Source organism: Moorena sp. SIO2C4 (assembly GCF_010672485.1).
Classification (GTDB): domain Bacteria; phylum Cyanobacteriota; class Cyanobacteriia; order Cyanobacteriales; family Coleofasciculaceae; genus Moorena; species Moorena producens.
This window is the reverse complement of the sequence record NZ_JAAHGN010001356.1, coordinates 1-1,664: the sequence shown is the minus strand read 5'-3', so window position 1 is coordinate 1,664 and position 1,664 is coordinate 1. Positions and strand designations below refer to the sequence as shown.

Sequence of the window (1,664 nt, the reverse complement as noted above, 5' to 3'; positions counted from 1 at the left end):
TCGTAAGCTACGCCGTCCCCAAGTGGCTCGACGGCTTAGAGACTGGTTGACCTAGTGCAGCAGGTCTTAGGTCAGCTCTTGACTTATAGATAAAGGGTAAGCTATCAGCGTGTCGCGTATCAGCTATCAGCGAACAGCGATTAGCGCTACAGATGGTGCTACTTGAGGTGCTATCAGCGCTGTAGCCACGCTACCGGAACAGTTTATGCCCATAGCCAAAGCTACACCGAACAGCTTTTGAATAAAATAAACTGACGGCTGATGAATAAAATAAGCTGACGGCTGACGGCTGACGGCTGTTGGCGTAGCCTGGGCGTAGCGCATATGCTTACGATAAAGGTTATGTCGAAATCAGGTAATTCCAGTTAATTAGTTACCCATTACCAGAGAAGGGATATGATAATTAATCAAATTGTCTTTTTGATTGTCCCTTTGCCAGCACTATGGGTAACTTTACCTTAAGACCAGCCACAGAAGCTGATGTAGCGATTCTGTTTAATTTGATTAAGGCTCTAGCAGAGTATGAGAAACTCTCCGAAGCTGTCACTGGCAATGCTGATGACCTGAAAGAACACCTGTTCGGCGCTAAACCCTACGTAGAGGCGATTATCGTTGAACAGGGTGGTCAAGGAGTGGGATTTGCACTGTTTTTTAACAACTATTCCACATTTCTAACTAAGCCAGGAATTTATCTAGAAGATTTATTTGTATTACCGGAATTTCGCCGCCAAGGCATCGGTAAAGCTATACTCAGTTACCTGGCTCAGCTAGCAGTGGACCGTGGCTATGGGCGTTTAGAATGGAGTGTACTGGATTGGAATGAACCTGCCATCGCATTTTATGAACGTATGGGAGCAGCAGTATTGCCAGACTGGAGAATTTGTCGAGTGACTGGGATAGGTCTCAATCAGCTAGCTGAGTATACTGATCCGGCAACGACTGACTAATGTTGCTTAAATGCTATACTAGGAAGTATATGCAGCTGCGACTCTAAACCCCTAGTTGCAGGTAAACTGCAAAAAGGACATAGGGTAATTTACATATTGGTTGATATAAAAAAAATCACAAATGACTATTTGGGTAAACGAGCAGATTGATCCATCGGGTCTTCTCTACTCTTGTATTGCCACTTGCAACGAAGAGCAGGCTAAGGATTGCCACGAGTCGTTTCAGGAGAACTTGACTGATCAGCAAAAAGCAGCGGGTTGGGTTGCCCGATTACGCACAGTTAAGTCTTGGGATGAAGTGCCGGTGAATACCTTGAAACTTAATTAGAATGTAGAATGTAGAATTGAGAATTGAGAATGAAGAATTGAGAATTGAGAATTGAGAATGAAGAATTGAGAATTCTACATTCATTCTACATTCTACATTCATTCTACATTCTACATTCTGCATTCTACATTCATTCTACATTCTACATTCTACATTCTACATTCTGCATTCTACATTCGCGCATTCTACATTCTACATTCTGCATTCTACATTCGCGCATTCTACATTCTCGGCGTTGCTGAATTAAGGAATGAATGCGCGATCATCTAGTTTTATTAAAGCCCCCTAAATCCCCCAATTCTGGGGGACTTTGAGAGTTTTTCCCCCCAAGCGAGCAATCCCTCGCTTGGGGGGCTAGGGGGGCGAAACCATACTGAGAATCAGCAACA

Annotated in this window: 3 protein-coding genes; 2 read left to right on the top strand and 1 reads right to left on the bottom strand. The window is 43.6% G+C overall.

The features are described 5' to 3' along the window. Window positions 1-126: 126 nt before the first annotated feature. Complete coding sequence (locus tag F6K20_RS37530) at window positions 127-324, bottom strand: hypothetical protein (RefSeq protein WP_131826836.1); 198 nt, start codon at window positions 322-324, stop codon at window positions 127-129. A 119-nt stretch (window positions 325-443) separates the two neighbouring features. Here F6K20_RS37530 and F6K20_RS37525 point away from each other — a divergent pair, with 119 nt between their 5' ends. After that, window positions 444-947, top strand: coding sequence for a GNAT family N-acetyltransferase (locus tag F6K20_RS37525; protein WP_008186089.1), 504 nt, complete (start codon window positions 444-446; stop codon window positions 945-947). A 121-nt stretch (window positions 948-1,068) separates the two neighbouring features. After that, window positions 1,069-1,275, top strand: coding sequence for a hypothetical protein (locus F6K20_RS37520; protein WP_008186091.1), 207 nt, complete (start codon window positions 1,069-1,071; stop codon window positions 1,273-1,275). The last annotated feature ends 389 nt before the right edge of the window (window positions 1,276-1,664 follow it).

Excerpts from the sequence above, each read along its gene's own strand:
- F6K20_RS37520 (WP_008186091.1), top strand. The coding sequence starts at position 1,069 with ATGACTATTTGGGTAAACGAGCAGATTGATCCATCGGGTCTTCTCTAC.
- F6K20_RS37530 (WP_131826836.1), bottom strand. The coding sequence starts at position 324 with ATGCGCTACGCCCAGGCTACGCCAACAGCCGTCAGCCGTCAGCCGTCA.
- F6K20_RS37525 (WP_008186089.1), top strand. The coding sequence starts at position 444 with ATGGGTAACTTTACCTTAAGACCAGCCACAGAAGCTGATGTAGCGATT.